Raw genomic sequence first — 16363 nt, forward strand, 5'->3', positions numbered from 1 at the left:
ATGTTGGTGAATCTGTGTGATTACAAACAGAGCGTAACGCTCATCGCAAACAGCGGCGTACAATTCCTCGACTTCGGCCTGACGCCGCAGGAGTCTGCCCATCTTGGTCGTTTCGTGCGTAAAACGGCGAACGGCCCCCTGCTCCGGCTCGACTTTGATCTGACCAACGGGCGCTATACGGTACCGGGGCGCACGGGGGGTCAACCTGAAGTGGTCAAACCGGAAAGCACCCAGATGTTGCACTATTCGCTGGATGTGCTGGATGGCGTCTGGTTGCCGCTCCCTTTCCTGCGCTTTAACCCTCCCCGTACGTTTGTGGAAGGCCCCGACAACTGGGCGCGCGTACAGGTGCGTAAGCTGCCTGAACCCGACAGCGCGGGCCATACGCACCGCATTACCGTGGCGCTGGACAGCCAGTTAAGCGAGAATGCGCCGGCGGCGCTGGCGCCTAACGAAAACGACCTGCTCAATGGCACGCGGTTCGCGCTGGCCTGGCGCGATGATGAAATTGCCGATTTTCTTGACCAGACGTGGATTGACGGCTGGCTGCGCGAATCCTTCCTTCACCACGTCACCCAGGAGGAGAACCGCTCCGAGCAGGAGATTCAGCAGGCGCTGCGTAACTTTGAGTACCAGGCGCACTGGCTGAATCTGATGACGTTACTGGGGGAACAGCTTTCCGTACCAGAGGTGAAGCTGGTCACCCACACGCTCAGCACGCCTGCGATTCCGGTGGATCTGATTCTGGACGTCGGCAATACCCATACCTGCGGCGTATTGATTGAAGATCACGGCGACGCCAATGACGGTTTGCGCCAGACGGCGGAATTACAGGTACGCTCCTTAAGTGAGCCGCAATGTCTTAACGATCCGCTGTTCACCAGCCGACTGGAGTTCTCCGAAGCGCGTTTCGGCAAACAGCATTTCTCGGTTGAAAGCGGCCGCGACGACGCCTTTATCTGGCCATCGATTGTGCGCGTGGGCGACGAAGCCCGCAAACTGGCTATGCAGCGTCTGGGAACGGAAGGCAGCAGCGGGATCTCCAGCCCGCGTCGTTATTTGTGGGACGAAACCCCGGTTTTACAGGACTGGCGCTTCAGCCAGATGAACAGCAAAACGCAGCGAGAACCGCTCGCCACCGCCTTCCCGCTGATGAATCTGATGAATGACGACGGACAACCGTTATTCAGCCTGCCGCCCGATGACCGGTTGCCGGTCTTTTCGCCGCAGTACAGCCGCAGCACGCTGATGACGCACATGCTGTGCGAAATTCTGTCGCAGGCGCTGGGGCAAATGAACAGCGTGGCGACGCGGTTACGCCTCGGTTTTCCGGCGTCGCCGCGTCAGTTGCGCACGCTGATTCTGACCCTGCCATCGGCAATGCCGAAACAGGAACGCGAAATTTTCCGCCAGCGTATGTTCGAAGCCATCGCACTGGTATGGAAAGCGATGGGCTGGCATCCGCAGGATGAGGATTTTTCCTCCCGTAAACAGCAGGAAAAGAGCGTTGTTCCGGTGCCGGACATTCAGATGGAATGGGACGAAGCCAGCTGCGGACAGCTGGTATGGCTGTATAACGAAGCGATTTCCCATTACGCCGGGCGCACGGAGACGTTCTTCAACGCCCTGGCTCGCCCGGACCGTTTGCCGGAACCGGGCGAAACCAAAGGTCGGGCGCTACGCGTGGCATCTATCGACATTGGCGGCGGCACGACGGATATGGCGGTCGTCCACTACCAGCTTGATGACGGCGTCGGCGCGAACGTCAAGATCACCCCGCACTTACTGTTCCGTGAAGGGTTTAAAGTCGCGGGCGATGACATGCTGCTGGACGTCATCCAGAAATGCATATTGCCTGCGCTGCAAACCCGCTTACAGCAGGCCGGCGTGACGGATGCCGCCGCCCTGCTGGCAACGCTGTTTGGAGATTCAGGCCGCATTGATACGCAGGCGATTTTGCGTCAACAAACGGCGCTACAGCTGTTTATGCCGCTGGGGCACGCCGTACTGGCCGCCTGGGAACAGAGTGACGTTAGCGATCCGCTCGCGGGTCTACACGCGACCTTCGGCGAACTGCTGACTCAACGCCCTACGCGCAACGTGATGAATTACATCCAGCAGGCGATCGACCATGCGCTGCCTTCAGGCTCACCGGCGTTCGATCTGCTGAGCGTGCCGTTGCAGGTGCAGTTCAGCCACTTACAGGAAGCACTACTGGCCGGTCAGTTTACCCTGACCTCGCCGCTGCATGCCGTTTGCGAAGCGATTTCTCATTACCGCTGCGACATTCTGCTGGTGACGGGCAGACCAACCTGCCTGCCCGGCGTGCAGGCGCTGATCCGCCATTTACAGCCGGTTCCCGTTAACCGCATCGTCTGGATGGACAAGTATCGCGTCCATGAATGGTATCCCTTCAGCCAACAGGGGCGGATTGGCAACCCGAAATCAACCGCCGCCGTGGGGGCGATGCTGTGCAGCCTGGCGCTGGATTTACGGCTGCCGCGCTTTAACTTTAAAGCCGCCGATATCGGCGCCTATTCCACCGTACGCTATCTCGGCGTTCTGGATAACACGGTCAATACCTTGCGCGATGAAAACGTCTGGTATCAGGAGATCGATCTCGATAAACCCGGCGCGAAGCTGGATACCCGTCTGCACTTCCCGCTTCGCGGCAATGTGACGCTCGGTTTCCGCCAACTGGCGAACAGCCGCTGGCCCGCGACCCCACTCTATACCCTGAGCATTAACTCAGCAGAGCTGGCGAAAACCATCGCCGGCGATGGCGTTCTCAATGTCCGGCTGCAACTGCGCGGCGGGAACAAAGAGATGGGGCCGGAATCGTTTGTGCTGGGTGACGCCTGGCTACAGGATGGAACGCCCGTCGCCGCGAATGCCCTGACCTTAAAACTGAATACCCTGGCCGACCGTCGTCATAGCGGCAGCCACTACTGGATCGACAGCGGGAGCGTGTACCTGAAATGAGCAAGACGTTAAACACCACACAGGCCGCCATGGCGTGGGTTAACCATACACGTCAGCACGCAGTACGCCTGGATGATGAAGCAGACGCCCTGCTGGCGCAGCTCACACTCGCCGCCGCCGGTGAATCGGCGCTGAACGCCGCGCAACAGGCAAGAGGCAGCATCGGTCTGTATGGCCATTCACAATCCTCAAAAGCGCATCTGCTTGGCGCGCTGTGCGGTAACGGCGAGGGAAAACTGAACATCGCTACGCCGGAGCGCTGCTTTGACTATTTTACCCATATCAATCCAGGCCATGCGCCAGCCAATATGGCGATCCGTTTTACGCAGGATGAAAGCGCGGCGGTTGATAGCGAATGGCCGCTGCGTCTGCGGCTCATCAGTGAAGCTGAACTGGTACAACTGTTTATCGCCTGGGCCAGCGCCTCGCCCGATAACCGGCAGGTCGAAAAATCCATTATTGAGACGCGGTTAGAAAAGTGGCAGGCGCTGCGTCAGCGTCAGCCGGTTCAGGGCGTGACCGCAGAGGACGTCGCCGCCATTGCCCGTTTCTGGCGCGCCTGCGTTCCTGTCGGGCAACAGCAAATCGACGATGCGCTCTGGCATCAGTTCGCCTCCCTGCTGCCCTCGGTGGATCTGACGACCCGCGCCAGCGCCTGGGCATTACTCTGGGGCGAACAGCCTGAATTAACGCAACAGTGGCTAACGCTGGCGCGTACGCTGCAACAGACCGGCCATGCGCAAGAGTTAGCGGCGCCGTTGAGTCTGCTGGTCGATCATTTTGGCCTTCCGGCAGAAAGTTTTCTGACCCAGGGCGCGTTATCCGGCAACGACGCGCAGAGCGACGTCGTTATACATCCTGTCGAGCACCATCAGTTACTCAATGCGGTGAGCCTCTCTCTGGATTCACTGGCTTTGCTGACGCGTGAACTGGTGCTTAGCGTTGAAAACACGGCGCTGGATAATGTCGATCTGCTTGATATTCCGCTGGCGCCGGATGCGCACCCGCATCCACTCTGGCGGGCAAAACTCGGCTGGATGCTGGAACATTATCGCCAACATTTGCAGCCCGATGTGCTGGTCATTTGCAATGCCACCTCCGCCCGGTCGCAAACGCCCGCTGCCGCCCGCACGCTGCTGGGCTGGGTGAACGATACACAACCGCTGCGCGACGCCGCGCTACCGGGCGTGGTCTGGGCCATTACGCCGCAGGATGCGCGTTTCACAACGCAGCAGAATCTTGATGAAGCCGTGCAGCAGTTAATGGGGAAACCCGGCCTTCACTGGGGCACCCTTCAGGCGCTGGATAAACACAGCTTGCAGCGTCTGGTGGAATGGCTGTCACAGGCGACATCGCCGTTACAGCGCCAGGCGCGGCTGGCCTCCCTGTGTGAGCAGCATCAACAACGGCTTCATGACCTGCTGTTGAGCCATATCACCCCAAAAGACAGCGGCAATAAGGCGACGGAATCCGTTATTCGCCAGCTTCAGGGGCAGGCCGCCCGGCATGGCGAGTTGCTCGACGGGCTTCTGCCGCCGATACACCATTTTGAGTCGCTTTTGCGTATCCAGCAGCCGCGCGAGGAGCAGGTCAGCGGCCTGTTTAATGAAGCGATCGATCTGTTTGCGGATGAGCCAGACGCTCCCCGCCCGGCAGAAAACAAAGAGACAGGGTATCTGGCCCACAAAATGTGGATTAACCATGTGCGCCAGTGGAGCCGAAATGAGAGCAACGCCCGTCGTTTAGGTCTGGAGTCGTATACGCTCAGGCTGGTCGTGGATATTCTGATTACCGCCAGCTATCGGCTTAATGTGCCTCAGCAGTTACAGCAGATTATGCAGCGTGAAGAGGTTTGCGGCGCGCAGCTGCATGCTGGGATCGGTAACTTTATCGCCTGGCTTGGCTACGAAAATGTGGCGGAGGACGCCCGACCCGCCAGCCGGTTCCAGAAAGGATCGGCGATCTTCAGCGCGCCTCGCCTGCAACCGATGGCCCGGCTCACCCAACTGGATGAACAGCCGGTACATGCCGCCAGTCGCTATGTGTATGACTGGCTGGTCGCGCTCTATACCCGGGCAAATGAAAATAAGGGGTATCAGCATCCGCAGGATGTGTCCGACGCCGACAAAAAACGGCTGATGGCGCTGCTCAATGCCTGATGGCGCTACGCAACATCGTAAGCCGGATAAGGCGCTCGCCCGCCATCCGGCAATCTTCATCTCATCAAAACAACGAAAATAACAATGCGACGGGCAGACTCATCGGCCAGGTTGCGCCCACGAGAACGGCGCTCAGAAAGCGGATACGTTTTTTATCGTGGGAAAGAAACCAGGTAATCAGGCAGGCAATCGCCGCCATCACTGCGTAAAAAACCAACATTTTTTGGTAGAGCGACATTTCGGGCATCCGAACCAGAGGGGAAAAACGCGCGCAATATGCTCTTTTTTTTGACGTACATCAAGTTTTATCCGTACTATTCAGCAAAACGCTGAAATAGCGGCACCATTCACCATGTTCATATTTTGTCTTATTGCGGATTGCCTGAACCCGTACTATACACAAAGGGGTCATAACGAAAGGTGGCAAAAATGAATGTTTCCAGTAAAACCGTGGTGCTGATAAATGTCTTTGCTGCTATTGGACTTTTTGGCCTTATCTCATTGAGATTCGGCTGGTTTGCCTGATGTACTGAGTGCTTGCTGCGCATACTGGCAGAGAGCGTTCCTCCTCTCTGCCATCGATTTACGATCTTCCCATGCCGCGCCGGAACGGTAAATTATCCTTAATGTTTAACCATTATGTGGCGGATAACCGTATAGTCTTCCAGCCCATAAAGTGACATATCCTTGCCGTAACCTGAGCGTTTTTGCCCACCGTGCGGCATCTCGCTCACCAGCATGAAATGCGTGTTAACCCAGGTGCAACCATACTGCAATCGCGCGCTCAGGCGATGCGCCCGACCCACATCTTTCGTCCAGACGGATGATGCCAGCCCGTACTGAGTATCATTTGCCCACGCCAGCACCTGCTCTTCATCATCAAACACTGTCATGCTGACAACCGGGCCGAACACTTCTCGCTGCACGATGGCGTCCTCCTGTTTTGCGCCGGCCAGCAGCGTTGGCGCAAAATAGTATCCTGCGCCGTCCAGTTTCTGGCCGCCGGTCACCACGTTGATATGTCCGAGCGCTTTCGCCTCTTCCACCGCTTTTGTCACTCGCTCAAGGTGCGCCTGCGAGCTGAGCGGCCCAAGCTCAGTCGATTCGTCGTTTGGCGAACCGGTTTTCAGGCTGGCGACCGCCGCGCCGAGTTTCTCAACCAGCGCGTCATAGATCCCTTTTTGCGCATAGATACGACAGGCCGCCGTACAATCCTGCCCGGCATTGTAGAAACCGAACGTTCGCACACCTTCGACAACGGCATCCAGATCGGCATCATCAAAGACAATCACCGGAGCCTTACCGCCTAATTCCATGTGCGTGCGCTTAATGGAGGGCGCGGTATGTTGAATAATGTGCTCGCCCGTCGCAATCGAGCCGGTCAGGGAGACCATCCGTACTTTTTCATGCCCGGTGAGCGGATCGCCAACCGTCTTGCCCCGCCCGAACAGCACGTTAAGCACGCCTGGCGGGAAAATATCCTTCGCAAACTCCGCCAGCTTCAATGCCGTCAGCGGCGTGATTTCAGACGGTTTTATCACCACACAGTTACCCGCCGCCAGCGCTGGCGCCAGTTTCCAGGCCGCCATCATCAGCGGATAGTTCCACGGTGCGATCGAGGCGACGACCCCAACCGGATCGCGGCGGATCATCGAGGTATGCCCTTCCAGATACTCCCCCGCCGCCAGGCCGTTCAGACAGCGTGCGGCGCCGGCAAAGAAGCGAAATACATCAACAATCGCCGGGATCTCATCATTGAGCGCGCAATGCAGCGGCTTCCCGCAGTTTTGCGACTCCAGTTCGGCGAATGTCTGCGCATTTTCCTCAATCACGTCCGCCAGCGTTAGCAGTAGCTCCGCTCTGCCTTTTGGCGTGGTTTGCCCCCATTCCGCGAACGCCCGGTCTGCGGCGCGAACGGCGGCATCTACCTGTGCGGGCGACGCCTCTGCAATCTCCAGAATCACCTCGCCCGTCGCCGGGTTGTAGACGGGCTGTTTTTCACCTTCACCGCTGACCAGCTCGCCGTTAATCAGTAATTGATGTGGCATACATCTTACTCCTGTCGCAAAATATTGAGCGGCAGCCTTGCCGTAAATATATGTCCTTTCCTAAAAATAGTCGGCGCGTCTGCCGCGCACCTGTTGGGATAAGGAAATTTAATCAGGTTGTGAGCTGACACGCATTACGCTGCTCCACGCGGCGCGCATGTTCCATCTTTCGGAGTATAGACAAGGAGTTAGGCTGAGGATGGAAAAGACGGGGGGTATTGATATTTCCTATGGCGAGTCAGCGATAAATAACGTTCTGCCCTGATAATCGATACGCTTTCTCTATTTTGGCTAAAACCAAAAGATGGCAACGCGTATTTTATTTCAGCATATCGCGAATAAGTTTCCCCAGTTGAGATACCGCCTGCTCCTCTCTTTCTCCCCACCCCCATGCGGTATTAAACCGGAAAAAATGCGACCAGGTATCAGAGGTCGAAAACATTTTACCAGGGGCGATACTGATCTGATGCGCCAGAGCCTGCGCACTGAGTTCCCCGGCATCAAGAGATTCGGGCAGTTCCAGCCAGAGAAAATAGCCGCTGTCATTGTGGTGAATCTTCACCTCAGCGGGCAGATGGCGCAGCAGCGTTTGCCAGGCCTGCTGTTTTCGCTCCGCCAACTGGCGGCGCAGACGACGCAAATGCGCGTCATAGCGGCGTGTCGAAAGGTAATCGACCAGAGCAAGCTGCATCGGTGAACTGGTGGATAGCGTACTCATCAGCTGTAGCCGCTGAATTTGTCTGGCGTACTTTCCCGCTGCAACCCAACCGATACGAAAACCGGGAACCAGACATTTCGAGAATGACGAGCAATGCAATATTTTATCGTGGCGATCCCAGGCTTTGGCAGGCAGCGGTTTGTCGCGGCCAAAATAGAGCTCGCTGTACACGTCATCTTCAATCAGCACGACGTTGTACTGATCCAGTAACGCGACCAGCCGCGCTTTTTTCTCCGGGCTAAGGGTGAAGCCGAGCGGGTTTTGGCTATTGGTCATCAGCCAGCATGCCTTCACCGGATACTCCTGTAATGCCTGTTCCAGCGCTGCTAAATCGATCCCCTCTTTTACATCCGTGGCGACAGAAAGCGCTTTCAGGCGGAGTCGCTCCAGCGCCTGTAACGCGCCATAAAAGCAGGGATTCTCCACAATAACCCAGTCGCCCGGTTCGGTAACCGCCTGAAGGCTGAGGTTCAGGGCTTCCAGCGCCCCGGCGGTAATGACGATTTCATCAGGAGAGACGGTAATTCCCTGCTGCGCATAGCGTCGGGCGATGGCATGGCGCAGCTCGCTGTTCCCCGGCGGCAGGTTCTCAATCACGCTCATGGCCGTGGCGGTTTTACTGACCTGCGCCAGGGAACGGTTAAGCTGCTGCAACGGAAACAGACGCGGGTCTGGAAAGGCAGAGGCGAACGGCATCACCGACGCATCCCGGCTGGCCTGCAACATTTCGAAAATATAGGTATTAATATCAACGGCTTCATCGCGCATTACCTGCACGGGCGGCATCGCAGGCTGGCGCACCGGGCGCGCCGCCACGTAATAACCCGACTGCGGACGCGCAATAATGCGCCCCTGGCTTTCCAGCAACTGATACGCATGTCCTACGGTCATAAAACTCATGCCGCTGCTGACCACCTGCTCACGCAGGGAGGGTAATCGATCGCCAGGCTGCCACACGCCGGAGGCGATTTGATCGCAAATTTGTTCCGCCAGTCGCTGATATTTCTTCATCGTTTTTTTATTTCACACAATATGTAAGCCTGCTGGAACAACCGGAAAAGCTAAAGCATAGTCAGCGATAACTCTTTACCCAATGCTCTGGCCGCAATCTGCACAGCATCGATTTTCGTTGCGTGTTTTAAGTCGAATAGTCGGGTAATTTCCTGCTTGGGTCTGCCAATGCGCCTCGCCAGCTCCTGCTGCGTGATTTTTGATTCAAGGAACGCATTCAACAAAAGGACTTTAGACGCAATGCTTAGAGGAATCTCCACATAATCATCAGCTTCATCAACCATTGAAGGTAAAGGAATTGGCTGGTTATCTTCAAAATAAAATTCAAAGGCGGTGACTAATGCGCCCTGCGCGGCTTCGAGAGATTCATGGCGGGTGTCACCTTGTGTTAACGCCTCTGGAATGTCCGGGAACGACACAACATAACCCCCTTCTTCTGCGGGAATGAGATTGACGGGATAACGCATAGTTTCTGGTAACGCTCTCATGTGATCAACCTTATATATCTGATGATTAATTCAAACCAAGCTGCTTTAGTATTGCTTTACGCAGGGTGTCTTTAATTTCATCACCAGGATGTCTGGGCATGACGCTTCGTTTGTCGTGATATCTCAACTTCAAATGATTCGTTCCATTTGTTACATCGACTCCCTGAGATTCAAGCCAGCGTCTGAACTCGCTCTGCTTCACCGCGCCTCCCTGCCATGTATTATAACCATAAGGTAAACATTTTTGTTTACCTTTTCTCTTTTTTTGAATGTTATACACCCCGAAATGGCTTTTGGCTGATTAACACTCAAAAACCGGAAAGCCGGTTCCAGTTTTGCGGGAAGGTTAACTATGGTGAGAGGGGTTTTAAGGTACATCAGGCGTGGCCGGGTGACGCTCAGCGTTCCCGGCCAGCCGCTGACTTAGCTTTTACGTTTTGGCAGCGTTTTCATCAGATCTTCCGGGCTTACGGAGGCGACAACGCTGCCGGGCAAGGGCATTTTCAGAATATGATTTTTGATCTTGCCGATAACGTGCATTTCGCACGGACGGCAATCAAACTTCAGCGTCAATACTTCGTCGCCGTGTACCAGTTGCATCGGCGTTGCTTTCCAGCTTTTGATATTCCCTTTCGCCTGTTTCGGGCACAGGTTAAAGGCAAAGCGCAAACAATGTTTGGTGATCATCACCGGCACATCGCCCTTCTCCTGGTGCGCCTCATACGCCGCGTCGATCAGTTGAACGCCGTAGCGATGATAAAACGCGCGCGCTTTGTGATTGTAGACGTTAGCCAGGAAGCTCAAATGCGTTTCCGGGTAAACCGGGTCTGGTTGCGCCACCGGCTTACGGCTGCCGCGTTGATAGTTCGCCAGACGCGCCGCATCCAGCATTTCTGCCGCTTCGCGACGGAACTGGTTGAGTAAACTGTTCGGCACGAACAGTGCGCCGGGGAGATTCACCTCAACGCTACGTGCGTAGTACATCGTCTGTCCCAGCTTCGCCACGCCTTCTTTCAGGTTGTTCAACGCTTTTTCGGCATTGTTCGCCTCGTCAAACTGCCCCTCCAGCGTATGGGTGACGCTCACGCCCTCTTCGCTGGTCAGCGTCAGAATTAGCTGTTCCTGCCAGCCGCCTAACGCGATATCCACCGCCACCCGGCGTTCGCTGGAGGTTTTGGTTAACGCCTGCTGCCAGTTGTGATCGAGATTACGGTTCAGCGGATGATGCGGGCGCACTTTATGCAGGTCGGGCGGCATTTCATTCGGCCAGACGCGATAACGGTTCTGTCCCGTCTTTTCCACCGTATTGGCGCGAAACCCCACCACTTCACGTTTGATCAGCACATTCAGACCATCGCCGTTGGATAACGGTTCCGTCACCTCAACGTCCAGGTGATCTTTTGCCACTTTGACGACTTCGCCTACCGGTAAACCGATAAATTTTGGCGAATCGAACGCGCCGATATCCCCTTTACGGGCGTTAACAAAATAGTCGGTACTGCCGCGATGGAAGGTTTTATCCGTAGAAGGAATAAAAAAGTGCTCAGTACGACCGGCGGAAGCCCGCGCCAGGTCGCCACGCTCCTCGATAATCGCATCCAGCATCTGGCGATAGTGCGCCGTGATGTTCTTCACATAGCTCATGTCTTTGTAGCGCCCTTCAATTTTGAAGGAACGCACGCCGGCATCGATCAACGCGCCCAGATTGGCCGTCTGGTCATTATCTTTCATCGACAACAGGTGTTTTTCGTACGAGACCACCCGCCCCTGATCGTCTTTTAAGGTGTACGGCAGGCGACAGGCCTGGGAGCAGTCGCCACGGTTAGCGCTGCGACCGGTCTGCGCATGAGAGATATAGCACTGCCCGGAATAAGCCACGCACAGCGCGCCGTGGATGAAAAACTCAATAGTAGCGTCGGTGGCCTGATGAATCGCCTGGATCTGGCTCAGACTCAGTTCGCGCGCCAGCACAATCTGGGTGAAACCGACGTCGGCAAGGAATTTCGCCTTTTCAACGCTGCGGATATCACACTGCGTACTGGCATGCAGTTCAATGGGAGGAATGTCCAGTTCCAGGATGCCCATATCCTGCACAATCAGCGCATCGACGCCGGTCTGGTACAGATCGGTAATCAGCCGTTGCGCGGGCTCAAGCTCATCATCATGCAGAATGGTGTTTAACGTCACAAAGATCTTCGCGCCATAGCGATGCGCAAAAGGCACCAGTTCCGCGATATCTTTCAGGCTGTTACTGGCATTATGCCGCGCGCCGAAGCCAGGCCCGCCGATGTAAACAGCATCGGCGCCATGTAAGATCGCTTCACGAGCAATGGCGGTATCGCGTGCCGGACTTAACAGTTCAAGGTGATGAGGTTGCTGGCGCATACGGTTAATATCATCCAATAACAGCAAAATGGCGGCTATTGTAGTCAGAAGCGCGACGTTTCGGAATACTTTTCCCGTCTAACTATGTGGGTAATGGATCAAGGAGTGAAAGTGAACCGTCTGGTCGCTGCTATTGCGATACGCATGGGCGGCATCGCCAGCAAAACGCACGCCTTCGCCGGATTTGAGCGTGCGCCACTCCCCGGTAATACACATATCCAGCGTTCCCTGAATCACCACCACATGTTCGATGACGCCTGCCTCATGCGGCGTCGATTCGCTAAGCGCGCCCGGGGCCATCAATATTGAAAAATGGTCAAAACAGAGCTGCGGGTCCCACGGAAACAGCGGCGTGATCACCATTGCCTGCTGCTGCGGGTCGAAGGTCGGGAGATCCTCCGCTTCCGGCGGGGAGATAAACGTTGAAAACGGGACATTCAATCCGGTGGCAATCTTCCATAATGTCGATACCGTCGGGCTGGATTCGTTGCGCTCTATCTGGCCGAGCATTGCTTTTGAAACCCCTGTCGCTTCCGCCAGACGCGACAGACTCCATTCTCGCTGTTGGCGTAGCGCCTTCAGCGTCGTCGCCAGATAATGGGTCAGGTTGTCCATTTTTCTCCTCCGGTAAAGCCGCAGTCTATCACTTGTGCGCTATAGCGCACAATGCTACAGTTTGTGACCGTTATAACGCACAAGGGGCAATTATGCGTTCGTTTTCACTTCCTCTGCCAACCGTGTTGTCTGGTTTTGTTGCGGTCCTGGTCGGCTATGCAAGCTCAGCGGCAATCATCTGGCAAGCCGCGATTGCCGCCGGCGCATCAACCGGACAAATTGCCGGATGGATGACGGCGCTTGGCATCGCGATGGGCGTCAGTACGCTGGCGTTAACCCTATGGTATCGTGCTCCGGTACTGACGGCATGGTCAACGCCCGGCGCCGCGTTACTGGTTACCGGCTTGCAGGGTCTCACGCTTGCGGAGGCCATCGGCGTATTTATTGTCGCGAATGCGTTAATCGTTCTGTGCGGCGTAACCGGGTTGTTTGCCCGCTTAATGCAGGTGATTCCGCATTCTCTTGCCGCCGCGATGCTGGCCGGTATTTTATTGCGTTTTGGTTTGCAGGCGTTCGGTCATCTGGATGGCGAGCTGTTTCTGTGCGGCAGTATGCTGCTGGCGTGGTTAGCGCTGAAAGTGCTGGTGCCGCGCTATGCGGTTATCGCCGCAATGGTTGTCGGTATTCTGGTTGCGGGCATGAAAGGTGACATTGTCACGTCTTGCATAACCCTCTCCCCGGTGCTACCGGCGTTTATCGCGCCCCATTTTTCGCTTGCTCATAGCCTCGGCGTCGCCATTCCACTGTTTCTGGTGACAATGGCGTCACAAAACGCGCCCGGTATCGCCACGATGAAAGCCTCCGGTTACTCCCTTCCGGTTTCGCCGCTGATCGTATTTACAGGGCTGCTGGCGCTGGTTTTATCTCCCTTTGGCGTCTACTCCATATGCATTGCCGCTATTACCGCCGCCATTTGCCAGAGTCCCGAAGCGCACCCGGACGCCGGGCGTCGCTGGCTGGCTGCGGCTGTCGCAGGCGGATTCTATCTGCTGGCGGGATTGTTCGGCGGTTCCGTTACCGCTCTGATGGCCGCCCTGCCCGTAAGCTGGATTCAGATGCTGGCCGGGCTGGCGCTGCTGGGAACAATCAGCGGTAGTCTGTACCAGGCATTGCTTAATGAAACGGAGCGTGATGCCGCTATCGTGACCTTTCTCGTCACCGCAAGCGGGTTGACGCTGCTGGGCATTGGCTCTGCGTTTTGGGGACTGGTAGTCGGAGGCGTCTGCTACGGGGTGCTATCGTTTGCTCGCCGCGCGTAACTGCGACGGCGTCTTACCGGTCACCTGCTTAAAGCGATTGCTGAAATGGCTCGCCGAACTGAATCCGCAGGCCATCGCGATCTCTGACAGCGAACGGGTTGAATGACAGACCCATTGCTGTGCCAGCGCCATACGCCGCTGCATCACGTACTGGTGCGGCGCCATGTTCATCGACTGGCGAAACATTCTGGCGAAATGAAATTCGCTCAATGCCGCCTCGCGCGCCAGATCGCTTAGCGTCAGCGGCTCAGCAAGATGCGCTTCAATGTACGCCAGCACATTGCGCAGCGTGGCGGGCGCCAACCCGCCAGTAACCGTCGGGAGACGCCACTGCACGTTACTGTAATGCTGCACCAGATGCGTCAACAGCAGTGACGAGGCGGCGCTGAGCGTCATATGATTCGCCGGTTGCTGCCAGTCATTTCCCAGCAGGAACTGGCGATAAACCGCCGTTATTCCCGGATCGTTGCCAAAGGTGCGCTCATCCAGGGTAAAGCTGTACGGGCTTTTATCCCAGACCTTTTCCCCAACATCCCGCAGATGGGCATCTGTACAGTAGAGATGGACAAACGACAGGTCGTCGCGAATGTCCCAGACGGACTCACTCTCTTTTGGCATCAGACAGAAGCGATCCGGCCCCCCGCCATTCTTCCAGCCGCCCGGCGTTTTGTGGTAGCTCTCGTAGCCGTCAGCGACATACAGGCTGAGAGTATGGTGATCGCAATATTGCGTAATGTTGTCACGTTTATTTGACCATGCCGCCAGCTGGACACCCGAATGCAACGCAACCGAGTCATGCAGCACGGCATTATGTTTGCGTAAATTTTCAAAGGCATCATAAGACTGAGACATACCATCACATCACAAAGCAGTAATAAGTAGAATCTCAGTCTATAACAGCCACGATCCGTTTCCAGCCCTCACCGCTCAGACAGCGGCAAAAAAGCGCAAGATTTTGCAAGTCATCCGCAAACCGGTGCAAGCGCGCGCATTTTTTACATGTCACATTCCTTCTTCGGATAATAAAGATAACGAAGAGAGTGTTATGAACGCATTATTATACTGTCTGGTGGTTGTCATTTGGGGAACCACCTGGATTGCGATTTATCTGCAACAAGGCCCGGTATCGGCGCCCGTGTCCATTTTCTGGCGGTTTGCCGTCGCCAGCGCGTTAATGATGCTCATCCTGCTGGCGAGCGGGAAATTACGTAAATTATCCGGGCGCGACCACCTGTTTTGCCTGTTACAGGGCGGATGCGTCTTCTGCTTTAATTTCTGGTGTTTTTATAGCGCCGCCGCCTGGATCAACACGGGGCTGGAGTCCGTCATTTTCTCAATGGCCGTACTGTTCAATGCGGTTAACAGCTTTGTGTTCTTCGGACATAAACCGCCGCTACGCTTTTATTACGCTGCCGGTCTGGGATTAACGGGCATTATCACGTTGTTCTGGCAGGATCTGGCCAACAGCGGCTGGAACCACTCGCTGTTACTGGGGATTGGTCTGAGCGCGCTGGGAACGTTTGGCTTCTCTTTGGGAAATATGATCAGCATGCGCCATCAGAGAAAAGGTCTGGAAGTCATGACCACCAACAGTTGGGCGATGCTGTACGGCACGCTGCTGATCGCCGCCATTGCCTGTATACGCGGCGATAACTTCACGCCGCAATGGACGTTGAGCTACCTCGGCGCCCTGCTGTATCTGGCAATATTCGGTTCCGTTATCGCGTTTGGCGCGTATTTTACTCTGGTGGGACGCATCGGCCCCGGCAACGCGGCCTACAGTACGCTGCTGTTTCCTCTGGTGGCGCTGACAATATCCACACTCTACGAAGGTTACGTCTGGCAAATGAATGCCGTTGTTGGATTAGTGCTGATTCTGGTTGGCAATCTGGTGATGTTCACGCGTCCAGAGGCGTTAATGAGTAAGTTAATTTACCGTCGCCGGGCGGCATAAAAAAACGCGCCATCCGAAGATGGCGCGTGAACTTATTTTTTACCGACATCAAACATGGTGGCATCAGTCGCCATGTCATCAATCACTTCTTTCAACGTTTCAAACGCCATCGGCGTATTTTCGTTGCTCAGGTCTTTACCCTCGCCCTGACGAACCACTTTCACCACCGGTTTATTGGTGGCGGCATCAATCAGCTCGCCTTCAAAGTAAAGATGCGTATCCATTGTGCGATGGCCTGTCGCCATCTGCGTACCCGCAACCACCAGGGCGACCGGCACCACTTCATAGAATTGCAGCCCCTCTTTGCTGGTATCAACGCCGGTTATCGCGCCGCGGAAAATCAGGCTACGCGGCCCAGGGGTCGTCACCAGAGGTTTACGTTTCTCAATGGCCGTTTTCAGTTGGGTATCGGTATAGCTTCGTAATTTATCCAGAACCTGCTGCCCGACCTGCGTCGTGGGTTTTGGCACCGGATAGTAGGTTATCGGGTTCCAGACGATGCTGTCATATTTAGACTCATCAAAGCTGGAGTCAACCCAACGGAGCACCGGTTTTCCCGTTGCGGAGGTTGTTTCTTTCAGCCCTGAATAATCTTTTAAGAACCCAGAATATTTATCCGGCTGAGTGATTTTTGACGCACAGCCAGATAAAGCCAATAAGCCAGAAAGCACTGCAACTTTAAATAAAGTATGAGTACGCATGGAAACTATCCCTTTTGTTTTTGCAGATATGCAATTGGAATAG

Annotated in this window: 14 protein-coding genes; 5 read left to right on the forward strand and 9 right to left on the reverse strand. The window is 55.5% G+C overall.

The annotated features are described in order from the left end of the window. Positions 1 to 2982 (forward strand): virulence factor SrfB, encoded by a 2982-nt coding sequence (locus tag OGV50_RS00860; RefSeq protein WP_286488228.1) that lies wholly within the window; start codon positions 1 to 3, stop codon positions 2980 to 2982. Further along, positions 2979 to 5141, forward strand: coding sequence for a virulence factor SrfC family protein (locus tag OGV50_RS00865; protein WP_286488229.1), 2163 nt, complete (start codon positions 2979 to 2981; stop codon positions 5139 to 5141). Before OGV50_RS00860 ends, OGV50_RS00865 begins: the two co-directional genes overlap by 4 nt. 64 nt (positions 5142 to 5205) lie before the next feature. Here the strand turns inward: OGV50_RS00865 and OGV50_RS00870 are convergent, their stop codons facing one another. Next, entirely contained in the window at positions 5206 to 5379 is a 174-nt protein-coding gene (locus tag OGV50_RS00870; RefSeq protein WP_047464087.1) for a GhoT/OrtT family toxin, read from the reverse strand. 191 nt (positions 5380 to 5570) lie between these two features. On the opposite strand from OGV50_RS00870, the gene yncL reads away from it, so the two are divergent. After that, complete coding sequence (gene yncL, locus OGV50_RS00875) at positions 5571 to 5666, forward strand: stress response membrane protein YncL (RefSeq protein ID WP_071818853.1); 96 nt, start codon at positions 5571 to 5573, stop codon at positions 5664 to 5666. Positions 5667 to 5764: 98 nt separating this feature from the next. Here yncL and patD read toward each other — a convergent pair whose 3' ends face one another. The 6 genes from patD to OGV50_RS00905 all read right to left on the reverse strand — a co-directional run bounded on the left by patD (position 5765) and on the right by OGV50_RS00905 (position 12406). Further along, positions 5765 to 7189, reverse strand: a complete 1425-nt coding sequence (patD, locus tag OGV50_RS00880) for an aminobutyraldehyde dehydrogenase (protein ID WP_286488230.1) — start codon at positions 7187 to 7189, stop codon at positions 5765 to 5767. 319 nt (positions 7190 to 7508) lie between these two features. Beyond that, positions 7509 to 8918, reverse strand: coding sequence for an aminotransferase-like domain-containing protein (locus tag OGV50_RS00885; RefSeq protein ID WP_198448181.1), 1410 nt, complete (start codon positions 8916 to 8918; stop codon positions 7509 to 7511). 50 nt (positions 8919 to 8968) lie between these two features. Continuing rightward, positions 8969 to 9385, reverse strand: a complete 417-nt coding sequence (locus tag OGV50_RS00890; protein WP_125337124.1) for a type II toxin-antitoxin system HicB family antitoxin — start codon at positions 9383 to 9385, stop codon at positions 8969 to 8971. Between the two features lie 46 nt (positions 9386 to 9431). Beyond that, positions 9432 to 9608, reverse strand: coding sequence for a type II toxin-antitoxin system HicA family toxin (locus OGV50_RS00895; protein ID WP_071818852.1), 177 nt, complete (start codon positions 9606 to 9608; stop codon positions 9432 to 9434). 221 nt (positions 9609 to 9829) lie between these two features. Further along, positions 9830 to 11791: a peptidase U32 family protein gene (locus OGV50_RS00900; protein WP_112002115.1), complete on the reverse strand. Its 1962-nt coding sequence runs from the start codon at positions 11789 to 11791 to the stop codon at positions 9830 to 9832. A 78-nt stretch (positions 11792 to 11869) separates the two neighbouring features. After that, positions 11870 to 12406, reverse strand: coding sequence for a helix-turn-helix domain-containing protein (locus OGV50_RS00905; protein ID WP_286488231.1), 537 nt, complete (start codon positions 12404 to 12406; stop codon positions 11870 to 11872). A gap of 92 nt (positions 12407 to 12498) precedes the next feature. On the opposite strand from OGV50_RS00905, the gene OGV50_RS00910 reads away from it, so the two are divergent. Then, the gene (locus OGV50_RS00910) at positions 12499 to 13665 is read left to right on the forward strand and encodes a benzoate/H(+) symporter BenE family transporter (RefSeq protein ID WP_286488232.1); all 1167 of its coding nucleotides are present in this window, start codon (positions 12499 to 12501) and stop codon (positions 13663 to 13665) included. On the opposite strand, the gene OGV50_RS00915 is transcribed toward OGV50_RS00910, so the two are convergent. Next, positions 13642 to 14517, reverse strand: coding sequence for an AraC family transcriptional regulator (locus OGV50_RS00915; protein WP_012132344.1), 876 nt, complete (start codon positions 14515 to 14517; stop codon positions 13642 to 13644). The two genes, OGV50_RS00910 and OGV50_RS00915, sit on opposite strands and share 24 nt — an antisense overlap. Before the next feature lie 193 nt (positions 14518 to 14710). Between OGV50_RS00915 and OGV50_RS00920 the strand changes: the two genes are divergently transcribed. Then, positions 14711 to 15619 carry a DMT family transporter gene (locus OGV50_RS00920; protein ID WP_012132343.1) on the forward strand — a complete coding sequence of 303 codons (909 nt, stop codon included), beginning with the start codon at positions 14711 to 14713 and terminating at the stop codon, positions 15617 to 15619. Positions 15620 to 15651: 32 nt separating this feature from the next. Here OGV50_RS00920 and OGV50_RS00925 read toward each other — a convergent pair whose 3' ends face one another. Continuing rightward, positions 15652 to 16320, reverse strand: a complete 669-nt coding sequence (locus tag OGV50_RS00925) for a DUF3313 domain-containing protein (RefSeq protein WP_047463635.1) — start codon at positions 16318 to 16320, stop codon at positions 15652 to 15654. Positions 16321 to 16363 lie beyond the last annotated feature (43 nt).

This window comes from Citrobacter sp. CK180, from assembly GCF_030333655.1.
In the GTDB taxonomy this organism is placed as follows: domain Bacteria; phylum Pseudomonadota; class Gammaproteobacteria; order Enterobacterales; family Enterobacteriaceae; genus Citrobacter_B; species Citrobacter_B koseri.

Excerpts from the sequence above, each read along its gene's own strand:
- patD (WP_286488230.1), bottom strand. The coding sequence starts at position 7,189 with ATGCCACATCAATTACTGATTAACGGCGAGCTGGTCAGCGGTGAAGGT.
- OGV50_RS00870 (WP_047464087.1), bottom strand. The coding sequence starts at position 5,379 with ATGTCGCTCTACCAAAAAATGTTGGTTTTTTACGCAGTGATGGCGGCG.
- OGV50_RS00915 (WP_012132344.1), bottom strand. The coding sequence starts at position 14,517 with ATGTCTCAGTCTTATGATGCCTTTGAAAATTTACGCAAACATAATGCC.
- OGV50_RS00860 (WP_286488228.1), top strand. The coding sequence starts at position 1 with ATGTTGGTGAATCTGTGTGATTACAAACAGAGCGTAACGCTCATCGCA.
- OGV50_RS00885 (WP_198448181.1), bottom strand. The coding sequence starts at position 8,918 with ATGAAGAAATATCAGCGACTGGCGGAACAAATTTGCGATCAAATCGCC.
- OGV50_RS00865 (WP_286488229.1), top strand. The coding sequence starts at position 2,979 with ATGAGCAAGACGTTAAACACCACACAGGCCGCCATGGCGTGGGTTAAC.
- yncL (WP_071818853.1), top strand. The coding sequence starts at position 5,571 with ATGAATGTTTCCAGTAAAACCGTGGTGCTGATAAATGTCTTTGCTGCT.
- OGV50_RS00910 (WP_286488232.1), top strand. The coding sequence starts at position 12,499 with ATGCGTTCGTTTTCACTTCCTCTGCCAACCGTGTTGTCTGGTTTTGTT.
- OGV50_RS00905 (WP_286488231.1), bottom strand. The coding sequence starts at position 12,406 with ATGGACAACCTGACCCATTATCTGGCGACGACGCTGAAGGCGCTACGC.
- OGV50_RS00890 (WP_125337124.1), bottom strand. The coding sequence starts at position 9,385 with ATGCGTTATCCCGTCAATCTCATTCCCGCAGAAGAAGGGGGTTATGTT.
- OGV50_RS00925 (WP_047463635.1), bottom strand. The coding sequence starts at position 16,320 with ATGCGTACTCATACTTTATTTAAAGTTGCAGTGCTTTCTGGCTTATTG.
- OGV50_RS00900 (WP_112002115.1), bottom strand. The coding sequence starts at position 11,791 with ATGCGCCAGCAACCTCATCACCTTGAACTGTTAAGTCCGGCACGCGAT.
- OGV50_RS00920 (WP_012132343.1), top strand. The coding sequence starts at position 14,711 with ATGAACGCATTATTATACTGTCTGGTGGTTGTCATTTGGGGAACCACC.